Genomic DNA, 25,983 nt, shown 5'->3' on the forward strand with positions numbered 1-25,983 from the left:
GCGGTGGCGATGCTTCGGCTCCGTTGCACTACGCTCAGCATGACGGCTGACAAAAAAACCCGGCTTTGAAAATCATTACCTACAACGTCAACGGCCTGCGCTCGGCTTTGAGCAAAGGGCTGCTCGACTGGGTCCGGGAAGCCGACCCCGACGTGCTGTGCCTGCAGGAAATCAAGGCGGGCCGGGAGCCGCTGGACGTGTCGGAGTTTGAGGCGCTGGGCTACCGGGCCTACCTGCATCCGGCGCACAAGCCCGGCTACAGCGGCGTGGCCATCTTCAGCAAGCAGCCGCCCAAGGCCGTGGTGGTTGGCTGCGGAACCGAGTGCTACGATCTGGAAGGCCGGGTGCTGCGCCTGGATTTTGAGGATTTCTCGGTGCTGAATACCTACATGCCCTCGGGCACGAGCGGCGACGAGCGGCAGGCCTTTAAGCTGGAGTGGCTACGCTTCTTCCGCGAGTACGTGCGCACCCTGCGCGCCACGCTGCCGGGGCTGGTTATCGGCGGCGACTTCAACTGCTGCCAGCGCGACATCGACCTGCACAACGCCAAAACCAACCAGAACAGCCCCGGCTTTACCCCCGCGGAGCGGGCCTGGTTTGCCGACTTTCTGGCCGATGGCTTCACCGACGCCTTCCGCCACCACCACGGCGACGCGTCCGGCCATTACTCCTGGTGGACGTTCCGCTCCGGCGCCCGGGCCCGCAACGTGGGCTGGCGCCTCGACCACCTGCTGGTTGATGCCGGTCTGCAGCCCCGCATCAAGGCGGCGGGGCATATGACCGATGCGGTGCACTCCGACCATTGCCCGGTGTTCGTGGAACTGGTCATATAAACGCGGGCCCGGTGGAGGGAGCTTCACCGGGCCCGCGTTTTTACCCCAACAGCAGCTCGGCCACTTCCCGGCCGGAAGCCACGGCGGCGTTCAGAGACGGGTATGCCGTGTAGTCGCCGCAGCGGTAGAGCCCCTCGCCCAGCTGCAGGGGCTGCTGCACCGGCTGGCCGGCGGCGTAGGTGGGCAGCGCGTGCGGAATGTGGTAGGTGCGCAGGTGCTGCCAGTGCGCCGCAGCGGGCCCAAACCACGCCGTCAGCTCCCCGCGCAGGCGGGCCGTCAGCTCTTGCTCCGTCATGGTCTGGGAGCCGTGGGTGCTGACCGAAATCAGGGTGCGGCCCGCGGGGGCATACGCCGGGGCCACGTCGCTGGGAAAGGCCACGTTGTGGGCCAGGCTGTCCGGGGCGGCGTTCAGGCGCAGCAGCTGGTCGGCGCGGCCCGGCGAGTGGTCGGCGGCGAAATAGGTGCAGGTAGTGCGCCGCCAGGCAGTTGGCACCGGCTGCCGGAGCGTGGGCAGCAGGCGGGCGGCGGCTTCGCCATCCACGGCCACTACCACGGCGGCTGCTTCCAGCGTTTCCCCGTCCGCCAGGCGGACGGTTTGGCCTTCTATAGCTGCCACCCTGGTGCCAAGGCGTACCGCGCCGGTGGGGAGGCGGGCGGCCAGCTGCTCGGGAATCTGCTGCATACCCAGGGCGGGCACGGTCGCCTCGCCCCGCACGAATTGCTGAAACACGAATTCGAAGAAGTTACTGGCCGTGGTCAGCTCCCGGTCCAGAAACACGCCCCCGAAGAACGGGCGGAAGAAGCGGTTGATGATCTGCTCACTCCAGCCGTAGCTGCGCAGAAAGGTAAGCGTATCGGTAGACGGGTGCGCCAGCAGCTGGGCGCTGGTCTGGCGCTGAATCTGCTGCACGAAGCTCAGAATCCGAAGCTTGTCGGCCAGCGTGCCGATGGAAGAGGTGAGGGCCGTAAAGGCCGCCAAAGGCTGTTGGAGCGGGTTCTGCAGCGTCGTTTCGCGCCCGTCTTCCAGCCGGATCACCGCGCCGGAACGGAAGGCGCGCAGCTGCAGGGCGCCGTAGTCGAGCAGGCGCTGCACCTCGGGGTACTTGGTGAGCAGCACCTGGAAGCCCCGGTCGAGGCGGAAGCCGTCGGGCGTCACGTCGGTGCGCACCCGGCCGCCGACGGCATCATCGGCTTCGAGCACCAGCACGGTGCGGCCGGCGCGGTGCAGGTAGCTGGCACAGGCCAGGCCCGCCATGCCGGCCCCGATAATGATGATTGGTTTGGGCGAAGCAGGATCGGTAGCAGTCATGCCTTGGCAAACCGCAAAAGGTAGCCCAGGGTTACGGCGCCGGGCTGCTGACGGGTTAAAACAGCGGCTTGCGCTTCTTCATCACCTTGCGGGTTTTCATCGTGTACAGCTCGGCCACGCCGTCGCGGTGCAGGCGCACCTGCCACACGCCCATAGCGTCGCCGAGGCGGTAGCCGGTGGCCTGGTCGGCGGGGTATTGCTGCTTGATCAGGGCGTAGTCGGCCGCGGCAACGTCCCGGCCCACGGTACCGTGGCAGCGCAGGCACTGGGCGTCGGTGAGGGTGATGGGGCGCTGGTAGACGAAGGTTTCGGCGTCGATCCGCCGTACGAGGTGGGCCGTGGCCGTATCGGGGCGGAGGTCGGCGGCAGTGAGCGGGGCCTGGTTCTGCGGGTTGCGCGGCCGGCGGCTCAGGCGGCGCGGCACGGCCCGGAAGATGCGGGCCAGGGAGTCGGTGGTGGCGTAGCCTTCGGGGCGGCAGACGGGCAGCGCCGCGGCCACGCCACCGGCCGACAGCCGGGCCGCGAGCTGGCGGCGCAGCTCCTGATCGGCGGAGCGGGTGAGCGAGTCGCCGGCCCAGCGGGCGGCGCGGAGCAGGCCGGCGGGCAGGATGCGCTTCACCGTCATGTTTTCGAGGGTGGTGGCAATCTGCTTCCCGTTGCGGATGTGCTCAATCTGGTCGGGACGGCAGGCAGACAGCAACAACCCCAGCCCCGCAACAACCCCGGTAGCACGAACGACAAAACGCATACGCAGCAGAAAAAAAACCGCCTTACCCCAGTGGGGCCCGACGCAGTGAAAGCAGAAGTCAAAGGTAAACCCGCCGCCGGGCCCGCCGGTTATCGGGCCAGCAGATACTGCTGCAGCGCCGCGAAGGTCGCCGGCAGCACCACGCTTTGTTTTTCCCGCGTCAGCAGGTCGCCCAGCGCTTCCGGCACCGGCACCCGGGTTCCGATAATGGGCTCCACCACGTCGTAGAACTTCACCGGGTGGGCCGTGGCGAGGAAAATACCGTGCGCCGCCGGGTGGTGGGCCAGATACTGCTGCAGGGCCTCATAGGCCACCGCGCCGTGCGGGTCGAGCAGGTACCCGTGCTGCTCATACACGGCCCGGATAGCGGCCGCCGTCCGGGTATCCGACACGGTATAGCCGCTGATGCGCCGTTGCATTGCCTCAAACTCCTGGCCGAACAGCTCCAGGATGCGCACGAAGTTGCTCGGGTTGCCTACGTCCATGGCGTTGGAAATGGTGGCCACGGCCTCCTGCGGGAGGAAGCGGCCGCTGCGCAGGTACTCCGGCACGGCGTCGTTGGCATTGCAGGCGGCCAGGAAATGCTGGGCCGGCAGCCCCGACGCGTAGGCCAGCAGCCCGGCGCAGAGGTTGCCGAAATTGCCGCTGGGCACCGCGAAAACCGGCGGCCCGGCGTGGGGCCACTGCTGCCAGGCAAAGCAGTAGTACAGCTGCTGGGGCAGCCAGCGGGCCACGTTGATGGAATTAGCCGACGTGAGGAAGTAGCGGCGGCCCAGCTCGGCATCCCCGAAGGCCTGCTTCACCAGCCGCTGGCAGTCGTCGAACGTGCCCTGCACCTCCAGCGCCGTGATATTGCGGCCCAGCGTGGTCAGCTGCAGCTCCTGCACCGAGCTGACCTTGCCCGCCGGGTAGAGAATGATGACCTCGACGCCTTCCACGCCCAGAAAGCCGCTGGCCACGGCCCCGCCGGTGTCGCCGGAGGTAGCGACCAGCACGGTTACTTTGGCCTGCCCCTGCCGGGAAAAGTAGCCCAGGCACCGGCTCATAAACCGCGCCCCCACGTCCTTGAAAGCCAGCGTGGGGCCGTGAAACAGCTCCAGCGCGCTGCTCCGCGCCGTGACTTCCACCAGCGGAAACGCGAAGTCCACCGCCTCGGCGCAGATGTGGCGCAGCACGGCCTCGGGAAGTGTGTCACCCACGTAAGGCCGCATCACCTCGAAGGCAACGGTGGCCGGGTCCAGGGTTTTCAGCTCGCGCAGGAACCTGGCGGAAAACTGCGGAATACGCTCGGGGAAGTAGAGGCCGCCGTCCGGGGCCTGCCCGGCAATGGTAGCCTGACGAAAGTCAACCGGCGGCGCCTGGTGGCGGAGGCTGTAGTAGAGCATGGTAGAGGGCAAATCGGGAGGCAGTGTGAGCCGTCACGCCGCAATTAGAAAGCTACGGCCGGCACGGTCGCCGCCGCCGGCAGAATCCGCACGCCGTCGGGATTGATGGTGCTCACGTAGGTATGAAAGTCGATGCCGGCGCCGGTGTAGATGGCGCGCATGGCGGCGGCCACGCGGTGGGCTGTGGCCTCGTCGCGGCTCAGCATGAAGATGGAGGGCCCCGAGCCGGAAATGCCGCCGCCCAGGGCCCCGGCCGCCAGGCTCTGGGCCTTCACCGCGGCGAAGCACGGAATCAGGATGCTGCGCACGGGCTCGATGATGACGTCTTCCAGGCTGCGGCCAATCAGGTCGTAGTCGCCTTTCATCAGGCCCGCAATCAGGCCGCCCACGTTGCCCCACTGGGTAATGGCATCCCTGAGCAGCACTTCCTTTTTCAGGATTTCGCGGGCGTCGGAGGTTTTTACCTCAATCTGGGGGTGGACCACCGTCACGTAGAGCAGCGGGGCCGGAATCGGGATGATGTCGAGCGGGGTGGTAGAGCGGATCAGGGTGACGCCGCCGTAGATGGCGGGCGCGATGTTGTCGGCGTGGCGCACCCCGGAGGCTACTTCCTCGCCGTAGGTGGCAAACTCAACCAGCTCGGCGGGCGAAAACCGGTGGCCCAGCAGGTGGTTGGCGCCCACCACGGCCCCCGCCGCGCTGGCGGCGCTGCTGCCGATGCCGCTGCCGGGCTTGATTCCCTTGGCAATTTCCACCTCAAACCCGACCTCTTCCGGCACGGCCTTCAGCAGCGCCAGCAGGGCCGCGCCAGCCACGTTGCGCGCGGGCTCGGTGGGCAGGTTGTAGTCGTCGCGGTTGATGATGATGATGATGCCGCGCTGCGCCGTCAGGCGCATCGTCATCGTGTCGTAGGGCTGGCTGAGGGCGAAGCCGAGCACGTCGAAGCCGCAGACCACGTTGGCTACCGTGCCGGGCGCGAGGATGGTGATGGCGTCGGGAGAGAAGGAAGGGGGAAGCATAGGGCGGGCAGAACGGGAACAACAGAATGGAGCCGGCTAAACCCGGGCGGCGCGCATCAGGTCGGCAAAAACCCCGGCGGCCGTGACGTCGGCCCCGGCCCCGGCGCCTTTCACCACCAACGGCTGCTCGGCGTAGCGGTTGGTGTAGAACAGCACCACGTTGTCCTTGCCTTTCAGCTGGTACAGGTCGTGGTCGGGGCCTACTGCCTGCAGGCCCACGGCGGCCTGCCCATCGTTGTACGAAGCCACGAAGCGCAGCTTCCGGCCGGCGGCGGTGGCCGCGTCGTAGAGCTGGCGGAAGTGGCTTTCGTGGGCGGCGAGCTGCTCGTAAAACGCGGGCACGTCGCCGGCCAGGCAGGCGGCGGGCAGGAAGGCGGTGTTGTCGATGTCGGCCATTTCCATCGTCACGCCGGCCTCGCGGGCCAGAATCAGGATTTTGCGGGCCACGTCGGTGCCGCTCAGGTCGAGGCGTGGGTCGGGCTCGGTGTAGCCCTCGTCCTGGGCCTGACGCACCACCTCGGCAAACGGGCGGCGGCCGTCGTAGTGGTTGAAGACGAAGTTGAGCGTGCCCGACAATACCGCTTCCATGCGCTGCACCACGTCGCCGCTGCGCAGTAAGTCGTTGAGCGTGCCGATGACGGGCAAGGCCGCGCCCACGTTGGTTTCGAACAGGAAGCTGGTGTTGAACTCCCGGGCCAGGCTTTTCAGCCGGGCGTAGTTCTGGTAGGCCGAGGCGCAGGCCACCTTGTTGCAGGCCACCACCGCCACGCTTTTGGCCAGCAGCGCCGCGTAGCAGTCGGCCACTTCCGCCGCCGCCGTCACGTCCACAAACACTGAGTTGCGCAGGTTCAGCGCGTGAATCTGCTCAACCAGGTCGTTGAGCTGCAGCTCCTGGCCCTGGGCCAGGCGGTCTTCCCAGGTGTTCAGGTCGAGGCCGTTGGGGTCCAGCACGTATTGCCGGCTGTTGGCCAGCGCCACCACGCGCAGCTGCAGTTGCAGCTTGTCGAGCAGGTAGCGCTGCTGCTGCTGGAGCTGGCCGAGCAGCTTGCGGCCCACGTTGCCCACGCCCACGATAAACACGTTGATCTGCTTGTACTCGACCTCAAAAAAGGCTTCGTGCAGCACGTTGATGGCCTTCTTGACATCCGAGGCCTGAATGACGGTGGAAATGTTCTTCTCCGACGAGCCCTGGGCGATGGCGCGGATGTTGACCCCGTTGTGGCCCAGGGCGCTGAACAGGCGGCCGCTGATGCCGGGATGGTTCTTCATGCTTTCCCCCACCAGCGCCACAATGGCCAGCCCGGTTTCCAGCCGTAGCGGCTCCAGCCGGCGGGTGCTGATTTCGTGGGCAAACTCCTCGTCCACGGCCGTCCTGGCGCGTTCGGCATCGGCTGCGCCCACGGCCACCGAAATGGAGTGCTCCGAGGAGCTTTGGGTGATGAGAATGACGTTGACGCGCTCCCGGGCCAGGGCCTCAAACAGCCGCTTACTAAAGCCCGGTACGCCCACCATGCCGCTGCCTTCCAGGTTAAGCAGGGTCAGGCCGCCGATGCTGGAGATGCCGCGCACCGTGTCCCGGGTCCGGGGCGGGGCCACTTCCACCAGGGTGCCGTAGTCGGCCGGGGCGAAGGTGTTTTTGATCCGGAGCGGAATGCCCGCGTGCATCACCGGCTGAATGGTGGGCGGATACAGCACCTTGGCCCCGAAGTGCGACAGCTCCATGGCCTCCTGGTAGGAAATGTGCGCAATGGGCTGGGCGTGGCGCACCAGCCGCGGGTCGGCCGTCATCATGCCGCTCACGTCGGTCCAGATTTCCAGGCGGCTGGCTTGCAGGGCCACGGCGAAGATGGCCCCGCTGTAGTCGGAGCCGCCGCGGCCCAGCGTGGTGGTGGTGCCCGCCGCGTCGGCGGCAATGAAACCCGGCACCACGTGGATGGCTTGCGGCCCGGCGGCCACGCAGTCGCGGATCAGCTGGTTGGTGGTGGCGAAGTCTACCTCCGCGGCGCCGAAGCGGGAGTTGGTGCGAATCAGCGCCCGGCTGTCGTGCCAGGCGTGGGCCGTGCCGGTGGCCTGCAGCCGCGCGGCCACCAGCTGCGAGGAGAGCAGCTCGCCGAAGCTCATGAGCCGGTCCAAGGTGCGCGCGGATAGCTCGCCGAGGGCAAACACACTGCTGCAGATGGCTTCCAGCTCGTTGCAGCGGCGCTTCACCTGACTCAGCGCCGCGCTCTGGCTGGCCACCGGAATCAGCTCTTTCACCGCCTCCAGGTGGCGCTGCTCGATGTGCAGCAGCAGCTCCTGGTAGGCTGCCTGGCCCGCGGCGGCCCGCTGCCCGGCCGCCATCAGCGCGTCGGTGATGCCACCCAGGGCCGACACCACGACCACTACGGTATCCTGCCGCGCGGCCTCCAGAACGATGTCCAGTACCCTGAGAATGTTGGCCCCATTGGCCACGGACGTACCGCCGAATTTTAGAACCTGCATAAACGAGGGAGTTGGAACGCGCATGAAAAAGCCCGCTGCGTCCGTCCGGATTCCGAAGAATGCGGGGGGCGGCGGGCTGCTGAACTCGAAGAAGGAGTGGGGGGAATGGGCAGCCCGCTAGCGGGTAGTGACCATGCGTGTGGGCGTGACTGCGAAGGAAGCAGTCGGGGCGGGGGCAAACGGAAGATTCGGGAGACGCTGAACCATTCGGGCAGGAGTGTGGGGCCAAAGTAGGAATTTTTCCCGGCCAAACCAGTACCCAATAAGAAAGGTACTACCGCCCGGCCGGACCAGCGCCGGCGTGCATCGGCCGGCGCTGGTCCGGCTGGTAGTGCTGGGAAGCGGCAACAAGGGCCCGGATTTGTGGTGTTAGATTCCGTATCTTTACAGCCTAATACAACTCTCTGAAGGCAAGATGCTAGATAAACTGGAAGCCATTCGCCAGCGCTACGAAGACGTCAACGAACAGCTGATGCAGCCCGAGGCTATGAGCGACATGAAGCGCTACAAGTCTCTGAACAAGGAATACAAGGACCTGGGCAAAATCGTGACGGAGTACCGCCGCTACCAGGAGGTGCTGTCCAATATTGAAGGAGCCCGCGAAGTTATTTCGACCGAGAAGGACGAGGACTTCCGCCAGATGGCCAAGGACGAGCTCGAAGGCCTGCTGCCCGAGCAGGACCGCCTCGAAACCGTCATCAAGGATTTGCTGCTGCCCCGCGACCCGAACGACTCCAAGGACGTTATCATGGAAATCCGGGCCGGCGCCGGCGGCGACGAAGCGGCCATTTTCGCCGGCGACCTGCAGCGCATGTACATGCGCTACGCCGAAAAGAACGGCCTGAAGATGGACCTCATCGACGCCACCGAAGGCACCTCGGGCGGCTACAAGGAAATTATTCTGGCCGTGAAGGGCGAGGACGTGTACGGCAAGCTCAAGTTTGAGAGCGGCGTGCACCGCGTGCAGCGCGTACCGGCCACCGAAACCCAGGGCCGCATTCACACCTCGGTGGCCTCCATCGTGGTGATGCCCGAAGCGGAGGAGCTGGACGTGCAGATCGACATGAACGACGTGCGCAAGGACCTGTTTATGTCATCGGGCCCCGGCGGGCAGTCGGTAAACACGACCTACTCGGCCGTGCGCCTCACCCACCTGCCCACGGGCCTGGTGGCGCAGTGCCAGGACCAGAAGTCGCAGCTCAAGAACTTCGACAAGGCCCTGCAGGTACTTCGCTCGCGGATCTACGAAATCGAGCTGGCCAAGAAAAACGAGGCCGAAGGCGCCCAGCGCAAAAGCATGATTGGCAGCGGCGACCGGAGCGACAAAATCCGCACCTACAACTACCCCCAGGGCCGCGTGACCGACCACCGCATCGGCTACACGGTGCACAACCTGGCCAGCGTGATGGAAGGCAACATCGACGACTTCGTGGAGCAGCTGCGCATTGCCGAAAGCGCAGAGCGCTTGAAGGAAGGCGTTTCGTAGTCTTTTGCACTAAGCCGGTTCCCAAACCGTTTGTCATCCTGAGCCTGCGAAGAACCTTATCCCCCCGGCGCGCGTCGTGGCCCGGGATAAGGTCCTTTACAAGCCCAGGATGACCCGTTTTTAAGCTGCTCTTGCCCGCCTCTCATGCGCTTTCTGCTACCGCTGCTATTCGTTGCCTCCTGCCTGCTCACGGCGCTGCCCGGCTGCGAGCCGAAGGAAAATCTGCTGACTACGGATGCCGGCGCCCGGCTGGCATTCTCGACCGACACGGTGATGTTCGACACGGTCTTTGCCCAGGTGGGCACCGTGACCAAGCGGCTGTGGGTGTATAACCGCAACCGCCGGGCCGTGAAGGTGGAGCAGATTACGCTGGCGAATCCCGGCGGCACGCCGTATTCGCTGGTCATCAACGGCAACGAGGGCCCGGCCGCCAACAACGTGGAAATCCGGGGCGAGGACAGTTTGCAGATCCTGGTGCGCGCCCTGCTCGGTCCCGGGCAGCAAACCGAGGACAAGCCGTTTCTGGTGGAGGACCGGCTGCAGTTTCGCACCAACGGCAACAACCAGGACGTGAAGCTGATATCGTACGGCCGCAACGCCTACTTCCACCGCAACCAGATTCTGCCCTGCATTGAGGAGTGGAAGAATGACCGGCCCCATGTCATCTTCGGGGCCGTGCTGGTGAGGCCGGGCTGCGTGCTCACCATTCAGCCCGGTACCCGCGTGTACTCGCACGCCGGCGCGGCCATCATCGTGCGGGGCACGCTGCGGGTCAATCCGGACTTTGCGCCCACCACCCCGCTCAAGGCCGATGACCGCAACATCGTCCGCTTTGCCGCCGACCGGCTGGAACCGGCCTACAACGACGTGCCGGGGCAGTGGGCGGGCATCCAGTTCGACTCTACCAGCCGCAACAACGTGGTGCGCTACGCCGAAATCAAGAACGCCTCGTTTGCCCTGCTCGTGTACAACCCCGGCAACCAGCAGCCCCGCCCCAACGTGCTGCTTGAGCATACGGTGATTAAGAACATTTCCGGCGCCACGCTGTCGTTTGCCAACGGCGGGCAGGCGTTTGAAGGGGCCGGCATCTTCAGCTTCTCCGGCGATTTTACCCTCAACAACTGCCTGCTCACCAACTGCGGCGAGTACGCCCTGCGCGCCGTGGGCGGGGGCCAGTACAATCTGAACTTCTGCACGGTGGCCAACTATACGCCCCAGTTCCGGCGGGAAACCAGCTCGCTGTTTTTTACCAATAAAGCCCTGCGGGCCAACCTGGCCAACCCGATTCAGACCAGCATCACGATTCAGAACTCGATTATCTGGGGTTCCCTGGAGGACGAGCTGGGCTTTGAAAACAACGGGACGCCCTACCCGATTGCGGTGCAGAACAGCATCCTGCGCACCAAGGCCTTCCGCACCCAGCTCGGCGTCAACGACAACCTGATCAACAGCAACCCCAAGTTCAGGCGCGCCCCCGACAACGGGTTTGCCGATAAGTTCGACTACCGCCTCGACACGCTTTCCCCGGCCAGCAATCGGCCCGCCCGCGGGGCCCGCCTCGACTTCGACCTGCTGCACGTACCCCGCGGCGCTGCTCCCGACTTGGGCGCCTACGAGCGGACTAACCCTTAGACTGTACGATGCGCTGGATTCAGAAACGCCTGCGGCTGCCGGCCGTGCGCCGGGGCTTCCACCTCGTTACCGATCTGCTGGTGGCCGAGCTGCCCGAGCTGGAAGCACTGACGGTGGGCACGGCGCACTTCTTCCTGCAGCACACCTCGGCCAGCCTGAGCATCAACGAAAACGCCGACCCCACGGTCCGCCACGACTTCGAGGAGTTCTTCAACCGCGCGGCCCCCGAAAATGCTCCTTACTTCCACCACACCCAGGAAGGCCCCGACGACATGCCTGCCCACCTGAAGGCGGCCCTGCTGGGCGCGTCCGTCACCATCCCGATTACCAACGGGCAGCTGGCGCTGGGCACCTGGCAGGGAATCTATCTGGGGGAGCACCGCAACCATGGCGGCCGGCGCTGGGTGGTAGTGACGCTCATGGGCGAGTAGCCGCGCTACAGTACCCGTACCGCCGCCGAATAGCGCAGCGTGTCAAACAGCACCAGCTTCTGCAGGCCCCGCACCCGGTAGCTGCGCAGCCTGCCGGCCTCGTAGCTCAGCACCAGCTTCTTCTGCGAGAAAAACAGCGGATTGTCCTGGGAAAGAGTGGCCGTGACTTCCCGTACCCCTGCACGGTCGGACACTACGGCCAGCTGCTCCACGGCGTGCTCGATGCCGGGCTTGCGCACGTAGGTTTGCCGCAGGCCGGCGGCCGTGGGCTCGGGGGGCAGCGCCGCGTAAGCCCCGAGCAGCGCCGTTTTGTTGATGTCGGCCTGGTAGAAAACCTGGAGCTCCTTGCTCCAGTCCACGTGCGCTACCCGCGCCGTTTCCTGCGCTCCGCCGCGCAGCTGCACCTGCTTTTCCACCGCCGGGTTCTGCCGGGTGAGCAGGGCCGTCTGGGCGTCGAGCAGGCCCTTTACGTCAAAGTACAGCGGCGGCCGGGTGGGTTGGCCCGCCTGCGCGGCTTCCTCGGGCCCGCAGGCGCCGACCAGCAGCAGCAGCGGCGCGGCCAGCCAGGGGCTACGCATTCGGCAGCAGGAGCGCCGCGCCGTTTGGGTGCAGCAACGACAGTCCGGTCATATCAGCCGGCTGGGGCAGGCCCATCAGCTCCAGGATCGTGGGCGCAATGTCGCCCAGCCGGCCATCGGTGAGGCTGCCCTGGTAGTCGTTGTCGGCCAGGATGCAGGGCACCAGGTTGGTGCTGTGGGCGGTATTGGGGCTGCCGTCGGGGTTTATCATCACCTCGGCGTTGCCGTGGTCGGCGATGATAATGCAGGCATAGTCATTGGCCAGGGCGGCTTCCACCACGTCGCGGGCGCAGGTGTCGGTGGTTTCCACTGCTTTCACCACCGCATCAAACACGCCGGTGTGGCCCACCATGTCGGGGTTGGCGAAGTTGAGCACGATGAAGTCGGCCGAGCGGGCCTGCAGCTCCGGCACCAGGGCGTCGCGCAGGTCGTAGGCACTCATCTCGGGCTGCAAATCGTAGGTGGCCACCTTGGGCGAAGCGCGCATGATGCGGGTTTCGCCCTCGAACTCCAGCTCCCGGCCGCCGCTGAAAAAGAACGTCACGTGCGGGTACTTCTCGGTTTCGGCAATGCGGATCTGCTTTTTGGCGTGCGCGGCCAGCACTTCCCCGAGGGTATTTTCAAGGTTGTCCTTGTCGAAAACCGGGGTGACGCCCACGAAGGTGGCGTCGTAGTTGGTCAGGGTCAGGTAGTTCAGGTTCAGGCGGTGCATGTTGAAGGCATGGAAGTCCTGCTGCGTCAGCGCCTGCGTAATTTCGCGGCCCCGGTCGGTGCGGAAGTTGAAGCAGACAACCACGTCGCCTTCCTGAATGGTGGCCAGCGGCTGCCCATCGGCCCCTACTTTTACAATGGGCTTCAGAAACTCATCCGTCACGCCCTCTTTATAGGAGTCGAGCATGTTCTGGATCAGGTTCTGCGAGGGCGTGCCGGTGCCATTCACCAGCAGGTCATACGCCACTTTCACCCGTTCCCAGCGGTTGTCGCGGTCCATGGCGTAGTAGCGGCCCACGATGGAGGCAATCTTGGCGCCGCTACGCTCCAGATGCTGCTCCAGGTCGTTGACGTAGTTCACGCCGCCTTTGGGGTCGGTGTCGCGGCCGTCGGTGAAGGCGTGGATGAACACCTTGTGCACGTCGGCGTCGTGGGCCAGGGTGCAAAGGGCTTTGAGGTGGTCGATGTGGGAATGCACGCCGCCGTCGGAGAGCAGGCCGATGAAGTGCAGATTCTTGCCGGTGGTGCGGGCGTACTCAAACGCCTTTTCCAGCGCCGGTACCGTGCCCAGCTTCCGCTCCCGAATGGCTTTGTTGATGCGCACCAGATCCTGGTACACCACGCGGCCGGCCCCGATGTTCATGTGGCCGACTTCGGAGTTGCCCATCTGTCCGTCGGGCAGGCCCACGGCCTCGCCGGAGGCCTGAAGCTTGCTGTGCGGGAAGCGTTGGAACAAGGAGTCAACGAAAGGCGTTTGGGCCTTGTCTACTGCCGACGCCTCTTTGTTCTGCGCCAGACCCCAGCCGTCCAGAATCACCAACAATACCTGTTTGTTCATAGCTGCAAAGATAGGGGCCGAGGCCCGGAACGTACGCATTAAGTTGGTTTCTGTTCATTTACGTTAACTTACCCCCAGCACGGTTCGGCCATCAGAATCTTTTATTCGTATGGGGCAGTTGGCATAGTTTTAGCAAACAGCCTGATGCATTCCCTCCCCTAGTATGAAACGTACCCTCCTTCATGCAGTGGCCATCGTCTGGCTGGTGCTCCTCTCCGTAACAGTAAACGCCCAGGGTGAAGGGTTCGCACCGGTGCGTAACGCCATCCGGGGCGGTTCGTCCAAAGAGCTGGCGCAGCATTTCGGCTCTACCGTGGAGCTGAGCTTCGACGGCGACAAGCAGAGCTACAGCGCCACGCAGGCCGAGTTTGTGATGAAAGACTTCTTCGCCAAGAACTCTCCCGCCGGCTTCGACTTCGTGCATTACGGCGGCAGCAACGAGGGCACGCCCTACGCCGTGGGCAAGTACGTGAGCAAAAGCGGCGCCTACCGGATGTTCGTCAAGATGAAATCGGCGCAGGGCAACCTGGTCATCGACACCATCGACTTCACCAAGGAATAACCTGCTGCCTGCTAACGCGCTACGGTAACCGTTTGAGAAAAAACTACTTACTCCGGTTGCTTTTCCCCGGTTCGTAGCTTCCGAAATTCAGCTTTCTTTGCCAAGGCCCCGGCGCAAGTCGGGGCCTTTTTCTATTTTTGCACCGTGCAAAAAGCTCCTTACCTCACCCCGGAAGCCCTCACCGCCTTTATTCGTACGGCCCTGGCCGAAGATATCGGCGACGGTGACCATTCTTCCCTGGCTTCCATTCCCGCCGAGGCCCGGAACCGCGCCCATCTTTTAGTGAAAAGTGAGGGCCTGCTGGCCGGCATCGAGCTGGCCCACCTGATCTTTAGCGAAGTAGACGCCGACCTGCGCGTCACCCAGCTACTCAACGACGGCACCCGCGTCAAGCACGGCGACATTGCTTTTACCGTGGAAGGCAAAGCCCAGAGCATCCTGACTGCCGAGCGGCTGGTGCTCAACTGCATGCAGCGCATGAGCGCCATTGCCACCTACACGGCCCACCTTACCAGCCTGCTGGCCGGTACCAGCGCCAAGCTGCTCGATACCCGCAAAACGACCCCTAACTTCCGCCTCTGCGAGAAGTGGGCCGTGCTCATCGGCGGCGGCGTCAACCACCGCTACGGCCTGTTCGACGGCATTATCCTCAAGGACAACCACGTCGACTACGCCGGCGGCATCCGGCTGGCCATTGAAGCTACCCACGCCTACCTGGCCCGCACTGGCCGGCAGCTGCCCATCGTGGTGGAAACCCGCACGCTGGCCGAGGTGCAGCAGGTGCTCGACACCGGCGGCATCACCCGCATCATGCTCGACAACATGGCCCCCACGCTGCTGCGCAAGGCCGTGGCGCTGGTGGCCGGCCGCTTCCCTACCGAGGCTTCCGGCGGCATCAACGAGCAGACCATTGCCGAAGTGGCCGGTACCGGCGTCGACTTTATCTCCGTCGGCGCCCTGACCCACTCCGTCAAAAGCCTGGACCTGAGCCTGAAAGCTTATTGAGGTGCGGTTTGTTTGATGAGCCAAGCGCTGTGGCGGGGCTGGCCCCTGGTCGAGCGGACCCCGGCCAAGCGGCGCATCAAGAAGCAGTACCTCCGCACCTGAACCAAATACAGCCCATTACGTCAATGCAACAACCCAATCAGCGCGGTGGCTACCGCCAGGCGCAGGGCCAGGGCCCGAGCCCGATGGCCATCCGCACCAAGAAATACCAGCTCAGCACCGACACCTATACCCGCATGGCCATGAGCCAGGTGTGGAAAAAGGAGTGGTGGTACGCCCTGATTCCCTTTGCCGTCGGGGTGCTGCCCGCCGCCATCTGGCCCTCGTGGTGGTGGCTGCTGCTGGCCGTGGTGCTCACGCTGCTCTACGTGCTGCTGCGCTCGGCCCAGATTACCGGCGTGGCCCAGATGGAGCAGAGCAAGGCCCTGTTTGAGCGGCTGAACTATGAAATCGACAACAAGCAGATTCTGCTGCGCCTGAACGAGACCAAGGGCATGGGCCTGACCTGGGACATGATTGGCAAGGCCCGCCGCGACGCCGACGCCTACCTGCTCTGGCTGCAGCCGCCCGCCGAGGCCGAGCAGCTGCCGGGCTTCCGCGGCTGGCTGGGCCGCACGTTCACCGTGCCCGTATTCCTGCACCTGCCCCTGCGCATCTTCAACTCGCCGAACGACATCAAGCTGTTCGACTCGATGCTGCGCCGCAAAAACCTGCTGCCCGCGCTGGAAGTGCCGGTAGCGGCGCCGCCCGCCGCCGCCGGCCCCCCGGCCGCGTAACTTTTCGCGGCGGCGGCCGGTATCAGCTTGCCGGCCGAGGTCGGCGGCGCCCAGGCCGCGGCATTTGCTCTTCCGTGTTTACTTTTGCGCCGCACTCGTGCGGTGCTCTCCATTTCTGCCGCCCGGCGGCTCTTCAACCGCTCACGATTATGACCAAAAATCTTCTGCTCTCCGGCCTTGCCCTGGCTACCCTCGCGCTGAACGCCTGCAGCAGCGAGCCTTCCGACTACCGCCCCGACAAGAAAGTGTCCCTGGACATGGTGGCTCCCGGTACCCGCTCGTCTGACAACTTCGATCAGGCCTCGGCGGAAGCTCCGCACCAAGCCAAGGGCGCGGCTATTGCGCACCCCATCAGCACCAACGGTGCAGTGGACGAGGTCGATGTGAACGTGCGCAACAAGCCCTCGGCCGAGAAAGCCATGAGCGCCAACGCGGAAGAGGTGGAGCGTACCAAGCAGGGCTCTGATGCCGCCAAGCTGAAAGCCGAGCCCCACGCCATGCCCCGCGGTACCAGCGGCGGCCAGCTGAAAGAGGAATAGTTCGGCAGCGTTTGCCGGGCACTAACTGCCGCCGACGCTGAGTTGGCGGCAGTTATCGTTTGGGGCAACTACCACTCCGCCCGGTGGTCTGGCGCCTTTCCGAAGCGGGTTTCTTTCCACTGGTACCGGCCGTCCGCGCCGGGGCGGCCAGGCTTTTTTTTTCGTTCTGATGTCAACCGAAATCGAGTGGTTTAGCACGTGGTTCGACTCGCCGTACTACCATCTGCTGTACCGCGACCGAGACCAACAGGAGGCCCGGGACTTTATCGACGCGCTGCTGGTGCACCTGCACCCCAAGCCCGGGACGCGGCTGCTGGATCTGGCCTGTGGCAAAGGCCGGCACGCCATTTACCTGAGCGAAAAAGGGTACGATGTAACCGGGGTCGACCTTTCCCCGGAAAGCATTGTCTATGCCCGCCAGTTTGCTCAGCCGCAGCTGCACTTTGAGGTGCACGACATGCGCGACCCGCTGCCCTGGGGGCCGTTCGATTTCATCTTCAACCTGTTTACCAGCTTCGGCTACTTCGCCGAGGAAACTGAGAACGTGGTGGCGCTGCGCTCGGCAGCGGCGGCGCTGCGCCCCGGCGGCAAGATGGTCATCGACTTCATGAACACCGAGCGGGCCGTATTTGAGCTGGTGGGCCGCGAGGAAAAAACTGTCGACGGCATCACCTTCCACCTGCGCCGCCACCTCGACAACGGCTTTATTGTGAAGGAAATCCGTTTTACCGACCCCGAAGGCCGGGCCCAGTTTTTCGAGGAGCGGGTGCGGGCCCTGCGGCGGGTGCAGTTCGAGGAGTACTTCCTGATGGCTGGCCTGCGCCTGGCCGAAGTCCTGGGCGACTATCACCTGACGCCTTATGACGGGCACCGCAGCCCGCGCATGATCTTCGTGCTGAAAAAGTAGGCCGCTGGGCTGAGGTGCCGGGCCGGCACGGGAGCCGCAGCAGCTGGTCGTGCCGGGCTGGCCGCCTCGCGCACCAAACAAATACCCAATTACTATGTGGATTGCCGTTCTGCTGCTGTTTCTTACCGTACTCGGGGCCGGGTGGCTCACCCGCTTCGTGCCCACGGCCCGCACCACCTGGATGAAGCCGCTGCTGGCTTTTAGCGGCGCTTACCTGTTTACGCTCACCGTGACGCACCTGCTGCCCGAGGCGCTGGCGCTGGCGCCCACGGCCACGCACCGCGTGGGCTACTACGTGCTGGCCGGCTTTTTCGGGCAGCTGATTCTGGAAGTGTTTTCTCAGGGCGTCGAGCACGGCCACGTACACCACAATACTGCCCACGCCGGGCAGGTGCCGTTTATGCTGCTGTTTTCCCTGGTCATTCACTCGTTTCTGGAAGGCAGCATCCTGGTGAAATCCCCCGAAGTCGGGGCCGTCAGCCAGGATTTCTACGCCATCCTGACCGGCGTGGCCCTGCACCACATTCCGGCCGCCTTCGCCCTGATGGCCGCGCTGCTGCTGCGGCTGAACAGCTTCCGGCGGGCGCTGCCTTATCTGGTGCTGTTTGCCCTGGCCGCGCCAGCAGGCATCATCGTCAGCAACTACGTGGTGCTGGAGCAGCTGCTGACCGGCGGGCTGTATGCCGCGCTGCTGGGCCTGGTGGCCGGCAACTTTCTGCACGTCTCCACCACCATTCTCTTCGAAATCAGCCCGGAGCACAAGCTCAACTGGCCCAAGCTGGCGGCTACGCTGGCCGGCTGCGCCCTGGCGCTGGCCGTAGACATCGTGCAGCCCTGAGTCGTTTGGCGGCTACTCGCCGTCGGAGTCCAGCACCGGGCCACTGCCGTGCAGGTAGCGCTCCGGCTGGGCGGCCCGGGCGGTCTGCCGGGCCAGGGCCTCCTGCATATCCAGCCGCCGCCGGCGCATGGCCACTACAATGTCGATGGCCTCCTTGCTGATGCCAAGCGCGTGGTAGGTGTGGACGAAGCAAAAATGCAGGACGGCACCGCCGCCGCCAGCGGCGGCCTTATTCCTGACGCAGAGCCGCCAGCTGCTCAAAGAGAGCCTTTTCCTGGTCGGTCAGGTTGTGGGGCAGCGTCAGGGTGAGCCGCAGGTACAGGTCGCCGACCTGGCCGGGGCTCTGGTAGTTTGGAAAGCCCTTGCCGCGCAGCCGCAGCCGGGTGCCGCTGGCCGTATCGGGCTTGATCTTGATTTTGACCGGCCCCGACAGCGTTTCAACCACCTGCTCGCCGCCCAGCACGGCTTTGTAGAGGCTCACCGGCACGTCCATGGTCAGGTCGTCGCCGGTGCGGGTGTAGCGCGGGTCGGGCTGCAGGCGCAGCGTGATGTAGAGGGAGCCGGCGGGGCCGCCGTGGCGGCCGGGGCCGCCCTGCTCGCGCAGGCGGATGGTTTGCCCGTCTTCGGCCCCCGGCTTGATGCTGATGCGCAGGCTTTTGCCGTTGACGGTGAGCGTGCGGGGGCCGCCGCAGAACGCATCTTCCAGGGTTAGCTCCAGCTCGGCCTGGTAATCTTGGCCGGCCCCGGCCCGCTGGCCGCCGGCCCGCTGCCCGCCGCCCATGCCCCCGAAGATGGAGCTGAAAAAGTCGGAGAAGTCGGTGCCGCCGAACGGGTCCTGGCCGCCGCCCGCGCCGCTGCCCTGCTGCGAGTACTGCGACCAGTCGAAGCCGCCGCTGCCCGGGCGGCGCCCGCCACCTTGTTGGTAGCGCTGGTAGTCGGCGCCGAGCTGGTCGTACTTGCGGCGCTTGTCTTCGTCGCTGAGGACTTCGTTGGCCTCGTTTACCTCCTTGAACTTCTGTTCCGCTTTCGGGTCGTTGGGGTTCACATCGGGGTGATGCTGGCGGGCCAGCTTGCGGTAGGCTTTCTTGATCTGGTCGGTGGTAGCGGTTTTCTCGACGCCCAGAATCTTGTAGTAGTCTTTGTAATCCACAATCGGAGAATTTTGAATGCTGGTTTCCTGGCGGGTCAACCTATGGGGCCGGCGCCCAGCCTTTGCCTGCCGGTTGGTGGGGTGCAAGGTGGGACTTTCTGACGGGAGCTCTGCTTTGAGCGGCTCCGCGCCGGGCCTGCATTGCCATCGGCTGCCGGGCAAAAGCGCAATAGCAAGCCCGTATTAGGCCCGCGCAGGCCTCTTGCCGGCTCAACGCAGGAGCCATGCCTCGGGTTATGGGGCCACGGCGAACTTTTACCGGGCTTTTTGTATTTTACAAGCCTTTACAGTTTCCGTTCTCCCACCTCTCAATCCCACAGTTTATGAAATCACGCGTTTCTCTCGTTGCATTGCTCCTCGTGGCCGGTGCCAGCCTGACGGTCCAGGCCCAAACCAAGATGCCCCCCCGCAAGCCGGTGGCTCCCCGCCAGAAGGTGGTCATCAAAGGGGAGACTATGAAGGACGGGGCCATTATGAAGGAGGGCAAGGTGTTCTTCACCCAGCAGGGCCAGACCAGCCCCGTGACCCAGCCCGTCAGCCTCGTCAATGGCACCAAAATCATGGCCGACGGCTCCCTAACCATGGCCGACGGCACCACGGCGATGCTCCGGGAAGGCGACGTACTATCGCTCAGCGGCCGCCTGACCACCATGGCCATGAAAGCCGAGCAGGATAGCCTGGCGCTGATGGCCAAGTATGGCAAGAAGGGCAAACTGAAGATGAAGACCAAGTAAGCAGCAACAGCTGAAACCCAGGAAAAGCAGCGGCCCGGAGCGTTTCCGGGCCGCTGCTTTTTTATCTTTTGGAATAATCCTGCCAGATGGCCTGCACTTCGGCCTCGTCGCGGGCTTCCACTACCTCATCGATTACAAATTGCACTTCCGCCTCGGTCCAGCCTTCGGCTTCGGCCGTTTTTACGAAGTCGCTCAGGGCCGCAAACCGGTCGGCCTGGGCGGGGGGTGTCCACTGGATTTTCTTACGGATTCTCATGGTGGGGCAAAAGCGAGGGTGAAGTAAACGGGTAATCAGCGGCGAACCGGCGTAGCGGCTTTCACCACCTTGAGCGTCACCGGCGCCAGGCCATCGACCAGCCCGATCTGGTGGGCCGCCTTCTTCGAGAGGTCAATCACGCGGCCCTTGGCGTGCGGCCCCCGGTCGTTGACGGTGACTTTCACTGATTTGTTGGTCCGCTCGTTGGTCACCAGCACCACCGTGCCGAAGGGCAGCGTGTTGTGGGCCGCCGTGAGCTTGCTGTGCCGGTAGATGGCGCCGCTGGTGGTGGCGCGGCCCTCAAATTTGTCGGCGTAGAACGACGCCTGCCCGCTCTGGGTGAAGGTGCGGCTGGCGGCACAGCCGTTGAGGGCGGCCAGCAGCAGGATCAGGCCCGTAATACGGAGCAGCGTTGCTTTCATCGGGAACGGGTTTCTAGTCGGGGCTTTGGGCGGCTTTGTCCGCGGCCGGGATGCGCAGGGCCAGCAGGTTGGCAAAGTTGCCCTGGAAGACGTTGAAGTCAACGGCGCCGCGGATACCGGGCACGTGGGCCTCGTCGCTGTGCTGCCAGATAATCCACCGCTCGCGGGGCAGCTGCGGCGTCTCTACCTCATAATGGGCCAGCCAGAGCGGATACTGGTCGAAGTGCCCGGCCAGGTAGCGCTTGTAAAAGGTGTAGTTGGAGTACAGAATGGGCCGCACGCCGTAGTGGCGCTCCACCAGGCGCAGCCAGGTAGCCACGTTCCGACGCATGTAGGCCACATCGTGAAACTGCGGGGCCTCCACGTCAAGCACGGGCGGCAGGTCGCCGGGAGCCAGCGGCACGGTGCGCACAAACAGGTCGGCCTGCTGGGCGCCGTCGTAGTTGGGCTGGAAGTAGTGGTAGGCGCCGCGGTATACTCCCGCCCGGTGGGCCGCCTGCCAGTTGGCCCGGAAGCGGGAGTCGTGCAGGGTGATGCCCTCGGTGGCCTTGATGAAGGCAAAGCGCACCTGGTGGCGGGCCACCATCGGCCAGTCGATGCGGCCCTGGTAGGCGGAGACGTCGATGCCGTGTACGGAGTAGCCCGCCAGCAGGGGCGTTTTTTCCCGGCCGGTGAGGTGGCTCAGCGTGAGCGTGGCGTAGGCCCGGCGCACGTAGCGGTTTATCTGGCGGCGGTAGAAGCCATAGCCCAGCAGCAGCACCAGCGCCAGCAGCAGCGCGGCCCGTCCCAGCGGACGGCGCCAGCGGGCCGCCGGGCGGCGGGACGAGGCAGGACGTTTGGTCGGAGTCTTCAGCATGGCCATCCCAAAGGTAACGTACAATGCGGGGCCCAAGGTGTCCGGGGCGGAGTAAAAGCCTGGTTTTGGCCGCCCCGCCGCCCTCAGGCCCGGACCTTTGCCCGGCTTTTACCGACCTTTGCGCCTCCCGCTACTTACCTCCCTGCTGCATGACCAAGCTTTCTGACGCCCGCGACGAATCCGGCCACCTGATCCGCGAACTGCACGGCATTACCCTGGCCCAGATTCTGGAATACCTGGTGGCCCGCTACGGCTGGCCGGGGCTGGATGAGCGGATCCGCATCAACTGCTTTTCGGTGAATCCGAGCATTAAGTCCAGCCTTACGTTTCTGCGCCGCACTCCCTGGGCGCGGGCTAAAGTAGAAGAACTATACGTGCAGACCCGCAGTGTCGACGTGGCGGCGGGGCAGGAGAAAAAAGAGGAAAAATAGCAGTAACCAAATAAAATTTTTGGCGTAGGATCCCCCTTTCGCGGTGATAGGCAGGGGCTTGGTATAGTTATTGGCTTCGCTCTAGCCAGCAATTCTGCTTCTCACGCTATCTACTGCTTCTCATGAAAAAGCTCATCCAAAAACTCGCCAGTGCCGTGCTATTCGTTGGCTTGACCCTGGCGGGCAACGCCGCCCTGGCCCAAAACCGCATCGGCGACGCCGTGCAGCAGGGCAAAGGGGCCTACGTGCTCAAAACCGAGCGGGCCGAGTGCATGACCAACACCCTGCTGGGCATTCCTACGGTGCCAGCCAATGGCTGCGTCAACATGACCCAGGAGAAATTCATCGTGACGCCTAGCGGTAATTCCTTTGCTACCTGGAAAGGCACCCTGCCCGAAAACCAGCGGCCGGCCCAGCGCGTCGTCTTCAACTCAACCTACACCGAAGTAGTCGACGGCCCCACGAAGGGCCAGGTGTACAATTCGGTAGCCACGACTGAAACTTCCGGCGCCGTTACCCTCACGTTTGAGCGTAAGCCCAACGGCAATGGGAAAGGCAAAAACAAGAAGTAGTCCCCGGCGCTTTCTGCGGCTTAAAAACAAAAATCATCCTGGTCCAGGATGATTTTTGTTTTTTTACGGCTCTCCACTCCGTGTACTCATGGCCGACGTTTCCAAGAATTCTGGTGGGCTGGCCCTGATGGCCGGCTTTGGCTGCTTTGTGCTGTTCGAAGTCGGCGCCTACTACCTGTTGAAGTTTGCCACCTCGGGGCTGGGCATCCAGAATCAGATGCAGCCCGAAAACACGATTGTCAGCAACTGGGTGAAGACGGTGGTCTTCATGCTGCTGCACCTGGGGCTGGTGGTGGCGGCAGTGCTGGTGCTCAGCAACGGCCTGCCCCGCCGCTACCGCGGGCAGGTCATGGGCTGGTTTTACCTGTCGCTGCTCACGGGCTTCCTGCTGCTGATTCCGCTGTTCGACTATTAGCAGCCGGCCCTAAAAAAAGCCCCTGTGGCTAGCAGCGGCTTGGGTGAGACAAAAGCGTCGGTCGGCCCCGACGATATAAAAAGGCAGCGGCTAGCGCTGGGTGATGTCGATTTCGCGCTGCTGGGCGGCGGGGTCCTTATACGGAATCCGCACGCGCAGCTCGTGGCCCTCGAAGATGGCGTCGATGCGGCTCAGGTCCAGGTTCAGCGGCAACGCCAGCGTCTGGCTGAACAGCGGCGCGCCCAGCTTGTCCCCGGGCTGATGGCGGTATTCGCAGTACACGGTCAGGTTGCTGTCGTTGAGCACGACGTGGAAGTTCTCGGGCCGCACCGAAGGGGCCGCTACCCGTACGACCACGCCCTGCTCGCCCTTGTCCACGCGCAGCATGACCTGCGCACTACCGCCCCCTACCGTGTTCAGCAGGTCGAGTTGCGGGGCAATGTTGCGGATGAATTGCTTGCTGATTAGATTCATGGTTTCTGCTTCTCCTATTTCTTGGTACAGCGGGGATAAGTCAAATGCTGTACCAACATGGAATTCCCGGCTCATGAGTATAAATCAGGTCATAATGTCCTGAAATACGAATGCAGAGAATATTTTGCCAGCCATAGTGGCTGAAATAAAGGTATTTCAAGCCCCAGATAGGCTGCTTCAGGCTGCCGAATGCGCTATGGCAACCCGGGCGCGTACAGCCCTGCCCGGCTCCTCCCTTTCCCGATCGGTATGAACTCAGTGAATCCTTTCGACCTGCTCAGCGTCTCGGCCCGGGCTCCACATGCTATTCACAAAGACGACACCAAGCGCGAAACGAAGCGCATCCGGCAGGAGCTGGTTGGCCTGCAGGAGCGCCTGTACGCCGAAAACCAGCGCAGCGTGCTCGTTGTGCTACAGGGGATGGACGCCAGCGGCAAGGATGGCCTGATCCGGAAGGTGTTCAGCGGTATCAACCCGCAGGGCGTGCGGGTGCAGCCGTTCAAGGAGCCTACTGCTGAAGAGCTGGCGCACGATTTTCTGTGGCGTATTCACCAGCACACTCCCCGGCACGGCATGATTCAGGTCTTCAACCGCTCCCATTACGAGGACGTGCTGATTACCCGGGTGCTGGGACTGGTGACGGCCGGGGAGGCCCGGCGGCGCTTCACGGCCATCAATGCCTTCGAAAAGCTCTTGCAGCAGGCCGGGACTACCATCCTTAAGTTTTACCTGCATATATCGGAGCAGGAGCAGCACGAGCGGCTGCAGGAGCGCGAACAAGACCCCAACAAGCAGTGGAAGTACGAGGCCGGCGACGCTGACAAAGCCAGGCAGTGGCCGCGGTACCGGGCCGTGTACGCCGACGTGTTCAGGCACTGCAGCCCGCCCGGCTGCCCCTGGCACCTGGTGCCCGCCGACCAGAACTGGTACAAGGCGCACGTAGTGGCCCGAACCCTGCGCGACGCGCTGCTGGCCATGAACCCGCAGTTTCCGCCAAACAAAAAAGCCCGCCCCAGGTAGCTGGCGCCAACAAAGCAGCCCACCCGGGGTTGGTAGCTACATTCGTATTTCGCGCCGCTGTCTGCCCTGATGCCTTGCTTATTATGCCCGAAACCTACACCCTTGACTTTCTGCAGCTTGAGTATCGCGCCGATCTGCAGGTGGTGGTAGGCCGCTGGATGCGCCAGGCGTCGCTGGCGGAGCTGCAGCAGGGCTACCAGGCGCTGCTGGAGGTGGCGGCGCCGGCCGGCTGCCGCGGCTGGCTGCTCGACGCGCGCCGTCGCAACAATACGGACCCGGGCATTCAGCGCTGGCTGATCAGCGGCTTCCTGGACGGTGCGGCCGCCCGGCTGGGGGGCCGCGTGCGCCTGGCCTACCTGCTGCCCCCGCCCCAGCTGCGCGACCTGGCGGCCGATGGCGCTTTTCCCCCCGCCGCCTTTTTTGCCGATAAGCCCTACGACGCAACCCGGTTTGTGGATGAGCGGCAGGCGGTGGAGTGGCTGCAGACCGGCCGACATTCCGGGCCGGCACCACTGGGCCAGGCCGCGAAGTCTGAGTAAACGCCGCGCGGCCGGGGCTAGTCCGGCGCCTGGGCCAGCAGCTCATTCTGCCAGCGCAGCTCATCTTCCCGGACCGGAAAAGGCGCCCCGTGGCGAATACTCTGGTACACGGCTTCAAACAGGCCGGCGTAGTTGCCCGGCGGGGTAGGGTAGACGGTGGTGACTTTGTGGTCGGCAGCAGCCAGGGTCAGCGTGCCGGGCTCCGGGTCCAGGCCATACTCCGGGGCCCGCGGCGACATACCCCGCAGCAGCTGCGCCTCCTGCACGTCGCTGCGGGGTTTGACGAAACTGCCCTGGGTGCCGTGCAGCACAAACGACGGCAGCGGCTGGGCAATGAGCAGCCCGCTGGTCACGAACACGTTCAGCCCGGCCGGGTACTGCAGGTGGTAGGTGAAGTAGTCGTCGACCTGGGAGCCGGGGCGGTAGCGGCCGGTGGTTTTGCGGCTGCGCAGCGGGCGCCCAAACAGGCTGATGACCTGATCCAGCAGGTGGGGGCCCAGGTCGTAGAGCAGGCCGCTGCCGGGCACGGGCTCTTCCTTGAACTTCTTGAAGTGCAGGGCGGGCTTAAACCGGTCGAAGCGGAAATGGACCTCGATAAGCTGGCCCAGCTGCCCGCTGTCGACCACCTGGCGCACGGCCTGAAAGTCGGAGTCCCAGCGGCGGTTCTGGTAGGCCAGCAGCTGCCGGCCGCTCTGCCGGGCCAGGGCCCACAGCTCCTCAAACTCGGCTACCGACGTGGCCACGGGCTTTTCCAGCAGCACGTGCTTGCCCGCGCGCAGGGCCTGCCGGGTCAGCTCGGCGTGGGTGTCGTTGGGGGTGTTGACGATGACCAGCTCGATTTCCGGGTCGGCCAGCAGCTCCGCCACCGAGGCGTAGCTGACGACGCCGGGGTAGGTTTCGTGAGCTTCCCGGCGGCTGCGCTCCACCAAAGCCCGGAACCCGAAGCCGGGATGGACACTGAGAAACGGGGCCTGGAAAACCTTGCCCGACATGCCGTAGGCCAGCAGGCCGGTCTGAATGGGAGTACTCATGCTCG

The 25,983-nt window shown here is 64.4% G+C and carries 30 protein-coding genes; 16 read left to right on the forward strand and 14 right to left on the reverse strand.

Annotated elements, in window-relative coordinates; translation table 11 throughout:
• Positions 1-65: 65 nt before the first annotated feature.
• Positions 66-833 (forward strand): exodeoxyribonuclease III, encoded by a 768-nt coding sequence (locus tag ABD842_RS11740; protein WP_345113831.1) that lies wholly within the window; start codon positions 66-68, stop codon positions 831-833.
• A 40-nt stretch (positions 834-873) separates the two neighbouring features.
• Here ABD842_RS11740 and ABD842_RS11745 read toward each other — a convergent pair whose 3' ends face one another.
• The 5 genes from ABD842_RS11745 to thrA form a co-directional block, all read right to left on the reverse strand.
• A complete protein-coding gene (locus ABD842_RS11745) occupies positions 874-2,142 on the reverse strand; it encodes a protoporphyrinogen/coproporphyrinogen oxidase (protein WP_345113834.1) in 1,269 nt (422 codons plus the stop codon).
• A gap of 55 nt (positions 2,143-2,197) precedes the next feature.
• Positions 2,198-2,890 carry a c-type heme family protein gene (locus tag ABD842_RS11750; RefSeq protein ID WP_345113837.1) on the reverse strand — a complete coding sequence of 231 codons (693 nt, stop codon included), beginning with the start codon at positions 2,888-2,890 and terminating at the stop codon, positions 2,198-2,200.
• An 89-nt stretch (positions 2,891-2,979) separates the two neighbouring features.
• Positions 2,980-4,275 carry a threonine synthase gene (thrC, locus tag ABD842_RS11755; RefSeq protein ID WP_345113840.1) on the reverse strand — a complete coding sequence of 432 codons (1,296 nt, stop codon included), beginning with the start codon at positions 4,273-4,275 and terminating at the stop codon, positions 2,980-2,982.
• Between the two features lie 44 nt (positions 4,276-4,319).
• Entirely contained in the window at positions 4,320-5,294 is a 975-nt protein-coding gene (locus ABD842_RS11760) for a homoserine kinase (protein WP_345113843.1), read from the reverse strand.
• A 36-nt stretch (positions 5,295-5,330) separates the two neighbouring features.
• Positions 5,331-7,775 (reverse strand): bifunctional aspartate kinase/homoserine dehydrogenase I, encoded by a 2,445-nt coding sequence (gene thrA, locus ABD842_RS11765; RefSeq protein ID WP_345113846.1) that lies wholly within the window; start codon positions 7,773-7,775, stop codon positions 5,331-5,333.
• 415 nt (positions 7,776-8,190) lie between these two features.
• Here thrA and prfA point away from each other — a divergent pair, with 415 nt between their 5' ends.
• The 3 genes from prfA (at position 8,191) to ABD842_RS11780 (ending at position 11,324) form a co-directional block, all read left to right on the forward strand.
• The gene (prfA, locus tag ABD842_RS11770; RefSeq protein ID WP_345113849.1) at positions 8,191-9,261 is read left to right on the forward strand and encodes a peptide chain release factor 1; all 1,071 of its coding nucleotides are present in this window, start codon (positions 8,191-8,193) and stop codon (positions 9,259-9,261) included.
• A gap of 144 nt (positions 9,262-9,405) precedes the next feature.
• Positions 9,406-10,893 (forward strand): hypothetical protein, encoded by a 1,488-nt coding sequence (locus ABD842_RS11775; protein ID WP_345113852.1) that lies wholly within the window; start codon positions 9,406-9,408, stop codon positions 10,891-10,893.
• A gap of 8 nt (positions 10,894-10,901) precedes the next feature.
• Positions 10,902-11,324 (forward strand): secondary thiamine-phosphate synthase enzyme YjbQ, encoded by a 423-nt coding sequence (locus tag ABD842_RS11780; RefSeq protein WP_345113855.1) that lies wholly within the window; start codon positions 10,902-10,904, stop codon positions 11,322-11,324.
• Positions 11,325-11,329: 5 nt separating this feature from the next.
• On the opposite strand, the gene ABD842_RS11785 is transcribed toward ABD842_RS11780, so the two are convergent.
• Positions 11,330-11,902, reverse strand: coding sequence for a hypothetical protein (locus tag ABD842_RS11785; RefSeq protein ID WP_345113858.1), 573 nt, complete (start codon positions 11,900-11,902; stop codon positions 11,330-11,332).
• On the reverse strand, positions 11,895-13,451 hold the full coding sequence (gpmI, locus tag ABD842_RS11790; protein ID WP_345113861.1) for a 2,3-bisphosphoglycerate-independent phosphoglycerate mutase: 1,557 nt from the start codon (positions 13,449-13,451) through the stop codon (positions 11,895-11,897). The genes ABD842_RS11785 and gpmI overlap by 8 nt, the downstream gene beginning before the upstream one ends.
• A 163-nt stretch (positions 13,452-13,614) precedes the next feature.
• Between gpmI and ABD842_RS11795 the strand changes: the two genes are divergently transcribed.
• The 6 genes from ABD842_RS11795 (at position 13,615) to ABD842_RS11820 (ending at position 18,078) form a co-directional block, all read left to right on the forward strand.
• Complete coding sequence (locus tag ABD842_RS11795; RefSeq protein ID WP_345113864.1) at positions 13,615-14,013, forward strand: DUF4783 domain-containing protein; 399 nt, start codon at positions 13,615-13,617, stop codon at positions 14,011-14,013.
• Positions 14,014-14,157: 144 nt separating this feature from the next.
• Entirely contained in the window at positions 14,158-15,018 is an 861-nt protein-coding gene (nadC, locus tag ABD842_RS11800) for a carboxylating nicotinate-nucleotide diphosphorylase (protein ID WP_345113867.1), read from the forward strand.
• Between the two features lie 125 nt (positions 15,019-15,143).
• Positions 15,144-15,794 (forward strand): hypothetical protein, encoded by a 651-nt coding sequence (locus tag ABD842_RS11805; protein WP_345113869.1) that lies wholly within the window; start codon positions 15,144-15,146, stop codon positions 15,792-15,794.
• Positions 15,795-15,943: 149 nt separating this feature from the next.
• Positions 15,944-16,333 carry a hypothetical protein gene (locus tag ABD842_RS11810; protein WP_345113872.1) on the forward strand — a complete coding sequence of 130 codons (390 nt, stop codon included), beginning with the start codon at positions 15,944-15,946 and terminating at the stop codon, positions 16,331-16,333.
• Between the two features lie 169 nt (positions 16,334-16,502).
• Positions 16,503-17,240, forward strand: a complete 738-nt coding sequence (locus ABD842_RS11815) for an SAM-dependent methyltransferase (RefSeq protein ID WP_345113875.1) — start codon at positions 16,503-16,505, stop codon at positions 17,238-17,240.
• 94 nt (positions 17,241-17,334) lie between these two features.
• Positions 17,335-18,078 (forward strand): ZIP family metal transporter, encoded by a 744-nt coding sequence (locus ABD842_RS11820; RefSeq protein ID WP_345113878.1) that lies wholly within the window; start codon positions 17,335-17,337, stop codon positions 18,076-18,078.
• A 12-nt stretch (positions 18,079-18,090) separates the two neighbouring features.
• Here the strand turns inward: ABD842_RS11820 and ABD842_RS11825 are convergent, their stop codons facing one another.
• Both ABD842_RS11825 and ABD842_RS11830 read right to left on the reverse strand, forming a co-directional pair.
• Positions 18,091-18,339 carry a hypothetical protein gene (locus ABD842_RS11825; RefSeq protein ID WP_345113880.1) on the reverse strand — a complete coding sequence of 83 codons (249 nt, stop codon included), beginning with the start codon at positions 18,337-18,339 and terminating at the stop codon, positions 18,091-18,093.
• Positions 18,308-19,228 (reverse strand): DnaJ C-terminal domain-containing protein, encoded by a 921-nt coding sequence (locus ABD842_RS11830; RefSeq protein WP_345113882.1) that lies wholly within the window; start codon positions 19,226-19,228, stop codon positions 18,308-18,310. The genes ABD842_RS11825 and ABD842_RS11830 overlap by 32 nt, the downstream gene beginning before the upstream one ends.
• A gap of 323 nt (positions 19,229-19,551) precedes the next feature.
• Here ABD842_RS11830 and ABD842_RS11835 point away from each other — a divergent pair, with 323 nt between their 5' ends.
• Complete coding sequence (locus ABD842_RS11835; protein WP_345113885.1) at positions 19,552-19,962, forward strand: DUF6799 domain-containing protein; 411 nt, start codon at positions 19,552-19,554, stop codon at positions 19,960-19,962.
• Between the two features lie 61 nt (positions 19,963-20,023).
• Here the strand turns inward: ABD842_RS11835 and ABD842_RS11840 are convergent, their stop codons facing one another.
• From ABD842_RS11840 to ABD842_RS11850, 3 genes are read right to left on the reverse strand one after another with little or no spacing between them, the layout of a single operon-like run.
• A complete protein-coding gene (locus ABD842_RS11840) occupies positions 20,024-20,218 on the reverse strand; it encodes a hypothetical protein (protein WP_345113888.1) in 195 nt (64 codons plus the stop codon).
• A gap of 35 nt (positions 20,219-20,253) precedes the next feature.
• Positions 20,254-20,640, reverse strand: coding sequence for a septal ring lytic transglycosylase RlpA family protein (locus ABD842_RS11845; RefSeq protein WP_345113891.1), 387 nt, complete (start codon positions 20,638-20,640; stop codon positions 20,254-20,256).
• A gap of 13 nt (positions 20,641-20,653) precedes the next feature.
• Positions 20,654-21,496, reverse strand: coding sequence for a glycoside hydrolase family 25 protein (locus tag ABD842_RS11850; protein WP_345113894.1), 843 nt, complete (start codon positions 21,494-21,496; stop codon positions 20,654-20,656).
• Between the two features lie 149 nt (positions 21,497-21,645).
• Between ABD842_RS11850 and ABD842_RS11855 the strand changes: the two genes are divergently transcribed.
• The 3 genes from ABD842_RS11855 (at position 21,646) to ABD842_RS11865 (ending at position 22,914) form a co-directional block, all read left to right on the forward strand.
• The gene (locus tag ABD842_RS11855) at positions 21,646-21,927 is read left to right on the forward strand and encodes a VF530 family protein (protein ID WP_345113897.1); all 282 of its coding nucleotides are present in this window, start codon (positions 21,646-21,648) and stop codon (positions 21,925-21,927) included.
• 122 nt (positions 21,928-22,049) lie between these two features.
• Positions 22,050-22,499: a hypothetical protein gene (locus tag ABD842_RS11860; protein WP_345113900.1), complete on the forward strand. Its 450-nt coding sequence runs from the start codon at positions 22,050-22,052 to the stop codon at positions 22,497-22,499.
• 88 nt (positions 22,500-22,587) lie between these two features.
• Positions 22,588-22,914 (forward strand): hypothetical protein, encoded by a 327-nt coding sequence (locus ABD842_RS11865; RefSeq protein ID WP_345113903.1) that lies wholly within the window; start codon positions 22,588-22,590, stop codon positions 22,912-22,914.
• Between the two features lie 90 nt (positions 22,915-23,004).
• On the opposite strand, the gene ABD842_RS11870 is transcribed toward ABD842_RS11865, so the two are convergent.
• Positions 23,005-23,388, reverse strand: coding sequence for an Hsp20/alpha crystallin family protein (locus tag ABD842_RS11870; protein ID WP_345113906.1), 384 nt, complete (start codon positions 23,386-23,388; stop codon positions 23,005-23,007).
• 249 nt (positions 23,389-23,637) lie between these two features.
• On the opposite strand from ABD842_RS11870, the gene ABD842_RS11875 reads away from it, so the two are divergent.
• Positions 23,638-24,408 carry a PPK2 family polyphosphate kinase gene (locus ABD842_RS11875; RefSeq protein ID WP_345113909.1) on the forward strand — a complete coding sequence of 257 codons (771 nt, stop codon included), beginning with the start codon at positions 23,638-23,640 and terminating at the stop codon, positions 24,406-24,408.
• Between the two features lie 83 nt (positions 24,409-24,491).
• Positions 24,492-24,947, forward strand: a complete 456-nt coding sequence (locus ABD842_RS11880) for a hypothetical protein (protein WP_345113912.1) — start codon at positions 24,492-24,494, stop codon at positions 24,945-24,947.
• Between the two features lie 17 nt (positions 24,948-24,964).
• On the opposite strand, the gene ABD842_RS11885 is transcribed toward ABD842_RS11880, so the two are convergent.
• The gene (locus tag ABD842_RS11885; RefSeq protein WP_345113915.1) at positions 24,965-25,978 is read right to left on the reverse strand and encodes a Gfo/Idh/MocA family oxidoreductase; all 1,014 of its coding nucleotides are present in this window, start codon (positions 25,976-25,978) and stop codon (positions 24,965-24,967) included.
• Positions 25,979-25,983: the final 5 nt, after the last annotated feature.

It is taken from the genome of Hymenobacter algoricola (genome assembly GCF_039539525.1).
GTDB lineage: Bacteria > Bacteroidota > Bacteroidia > Cytophagales > Hymenobacteraceae > Hymenobacter > Hymenobacter algoricola.